The 3644-nt window shown below is 70.4% G+C and carries 1 protein-coding gene and 1 pseudogene; both read right to left on the bottom strand.

Annotated features, from left to right (window positions below; translation table 11 throughout):
• Window positions 1–1865: type I polyketide synthase (locus ACO1BR_RS43860; protein ID WP_426800711.1), on the bottom strand; the 1865-nt coding region annotated here is incomplete at its 3' end.
• A gap of 19 nt (window positions 1866–1884) precedes the next feature.
• Window positions 1885–3644, bottom strand: a pseudogene (locus tag ACO1BR_RS43855) (beta-ketoacyl synthase N-terminal-like domain-containing protein); the annotation flags it as partial.

Genomic DNA, 3644 nt, shown 5'->3' with positions numbered 1-3644 from the left:
AACCGCCCCGTGAACAACAACCCACCAGAACCCGCCAGTTCCACCACCGCACCCAACAACGGATGCCCAACCGAACCCAAACCCGCCGACCGCACATCCCCCACACGCACAACCCCACCCGACGGCCAGAACCGCCCACGCTGGAACGCATACGTCGGCAAATCCACCCACCGCCCACCCACACCGGGGATGACGGTGGACCAGTCGACCGGCACGCCGTGGGCATGCAGTCGTGCCACGGCCGTGAGCAGGGCCGATGCCTCGGGACGGTCCTTGCGCAGTACGGGTGCCAGTACCGATTCGTCCGCGGCGGACTCCGCGGCGAGCGCGGAGAGGGAGCCGTCGGGACCGAGCTCCAGGAACGCCGAGACCCCCTGTTCACGCAGCGCGCCGATGCCGTCGGCGAACCGCACGGCCTCGCGGACGTGGCTGACCCAGTACTCCGCGGAGCACAGCTGTTCCGCGGTGGCGGGCTCGCCGGTGACGTTCGAGACCACGGCCAGCTGCGGCTCGCCGTAGGACAGTTCCGCGGCGACGGCCCGGAAGTCGGCCAGCATCGGTTCCATCAGCGGCGAGTGGAAGGCATGCGAGACCCGCAGCCGACTGGTCTTGCGACCCTCACCCTCGAAACGCGCAGCAACCGCAAGCACCGCCTCCTGCACACCGGAGACGACAACCGACGACGGACCGTTGACCGCCGCGATCGCCACACCCTCGACCAGGCACGCACGCACCTCCTCCTCCGACGCCCGCACCGCCACCATCGCACCACCGACCGGCAACGCCTGCATCAACCGACCCCGCGCCGCCACCAACACACACGCATCAGCCAGCGAGAACACCCCGGCGACGTGAGCGGCAGCAATCTCCCCGACGGAGTGCCCCAGCAGGTGGTCCGGGCGCACGTGCCAGGACTCCAACAGGCGGAACAGTGCCACCTCGACCGCGAACAGGGATGCCTGGGCGTAGGCGGTCTGGTTCAGCAGCTCCGCGTCCGCACCCCAGACGACGTCCCGCAGGGGCCGGTCCAGATGCTCGTCCAAGGCGGCACACACCGCGTCGAACGCCTCCGCGAACACCGGATAGCGGTCATACAACTCCCGCCCCATGCCCAGGCGCTGCGAACCCTGCCCGGAGAAGAGGAAGGCCAGCTTGCCGGTGTGGGTCCGGTCCTGGGCCACGACGGCGGGCTCGCTGCGGCCCTCGGCGAGGGCGGACAACGAGCGCAGCATTTCCTCCCGGTTCGCGGCCAGGATCACCGCGCGGTGGGTGAACGCGGAGCGGCCCCTCGCCAGTGCGTGGGCGACGTCGGTGATCCGCGGCGCCGGTTCTCCGTCGGATAGGCGGGACAGCAGTCGGGCCGCCTGGGCCCGCAACGCCGGCTCGCTCCGAGCCGACAACAGCACGGGCACCTCGGCCCCCGCCGCCGCGTCGTCGGCCTCGTCCGGCTCAGTTGCGTCCATGGTCGGCTCGGGCTGCTCCAGGATCACGTGCGCGTTCGTGCCACTGATCCCGAAGGAGGAGACGCCCGCGCGGCGCGGTCCCTCCCCCTGCGGCCACTCGGTCGCAGAGGTCAACAACTCCACCGCGCCCGCGTCCCAGTCCACGTGCCTGGACGGCACATCAACATGGAGCGTCCGCGGCAGCACACCATGCCGCATCGCCAACACCATCTTGATAATGCCCGCGACACCCGAAGCCGCCTGCGCATGACCGATATTGGACTTAACCGAACCCAACAACAACGGCCGATCCACAGGACGCTCCCGACCATAGGTCGCCAGCAGCGCCTGCGCCTCGATCGGGTCACCGAGCGTGGTACCCGTGCCATGCGCCTCGACCGCGTCGACATCCGCCGCGGACAACCCCGCACTGGCCAGANGGACGCTCCTGGCCGTAGGTCGCCAGCAGCGCCTGCGCCTCGATCGGGTCACCCAACGTCGTACCCGTGCCATGCGCCTCCACGGCGTCGACGTCGGCAGCGGTCAGTTGGGCGTTGGCCAGGGCCTGGCGGATCACCCGCTGCTGCGACGGACCGTTCGGCGCCGTCAGACCATTCGACGCACCATCCTGATTCACCGCCGAACCACGCACCACCGCCAACACCCGGTGCCCAAGACGACGCGCATCCGACAAACGCTCCAGCACGAGCATGCCCGCACCCTCGCCCCAACCGACACCGTCGGCGGCATCCGCAAACGCCTTGCAGCGCCCGTCGGCCGCCAGTCCACGCTGCCGCGAGAACTCCACGAACGTCAGCGGCGTCGACATCACCGTCACGCCGCCGGCGAGCGCCAACGAGCACTCGCCCGCCCGCAGCGCCTGCGCCGCCAGATGCAACGCCACCAACGACGACGAGCACGCCGTGTCCACCGTGACCGCCGGACCCTCGAAACCGAAGGTGTAGGACACCCGACCGGAAGCGACGCTGCCCGCGCTGCCGCTGCCCTGGTAGCCCTCGAACTCGCGTCCGGAGAGCAGCGTCGAGTAGTCGTGGTACATCACGCCGGCGAAGACGCCCGTGCGGCTGCCCCGCAGGGCGGCCGGGTCCATGCCGGAGCGCTCCAGCGCCTCCCAGGTCGTCTCCAGCAGCAGCCGCTGCTGCGAGTCCGTCGTCAACGCCTCCCGGGGACTCATCCCGAAGAACTCCGGGTCGAACTCCGCAGCGTCGTAGAGGAACCCACCGGAGCGGGTGGCGACGGCGCCCTCCTGCTCGGGGTCGTCGGTGTCCGGGATCTCCCAGCCCCGGTCGGTCGGGAAGTCCGAGATGGCGTCCACCCCTTCGGACACCAGCCGCCACAGGTCCTCAGGCGAGCCGACACCGCCCGGGAAGCGGCAGCTCATGCCGACGATCACCACCGGGTCGTCCGCCAGGGACGGGAGGGCGGAGACCGGTAGGGGCGTCTCGGTCTCCGTCTCCGACTCCGCGCCGAACAGCTCGTCCAGGAGGTGGCCCGCCAGGGCCTCGGCGGTCGGATAGTCGAAAACGGTCGTGGCCGGGAGCCGCAGTCCGGTGGCCTTGCCCAGCTGGTTGCGGAGTTCGACCGCGGTCAGGGAGTCGAAACCGAGGTCCTGGAAGGCCCGGTCCGGAGCGACCGTTTCCGGGCTGGCGTGCCCCAGGACCGTCGCGATCTGGCCGCGTACGACGTCGAGCAGCGCCTCGCGGCGCTCCGCCGTGGACAGCCCGGTCAGGCGCTGCACGATGCCGGCTTCCGCGACGGCGCCAGACCTGCGGGTCCGCGTCCGGATCAGGCCGCGCAGCAGTGGTTGGGGCTCGCCCTGGGCGCGTAGCGCCGCCAGATCCAGGCGCACGGGGAGCGCCATGGGTTCGGTGGTGCTGAGTGCGGCGTCGAAGAGTGCCACGCCCTGCTCTGCGGACAGCGGTGGCATGCCCTGGCGGGCGATGCGCTGCAGGTCGGCATCGGTGAGAGTGCCGGTCATACCGATGTCCTGCGACCACGGGCCCCACGCCAACGACGTCGCCGCAAGACCCGCCGCACGACGATGACGCGCCAACCCGTCCAAGAAGGCGTTACCCGATGCGTAGTTGGCCTGACCGGGACTGCCGATCGTGCCCGCCACCGACGAGAACACCACAAACGCATCCAAATCCAGATGCCTGGTCGCCTCGTGCAGATGCCACG

The organism is Streptomyces sp. YGL11-2, from assembly GCF_050054615.1.
Classification (GTDB): domain Bacteria; phylum Actinomycetota; class Actinomycetes; order Streptomycetales; family Streptomycetaceae; genus Streptomyces.
This window is presented reverse-complemented; position numbering and strand designations above follow the sequence as displayed.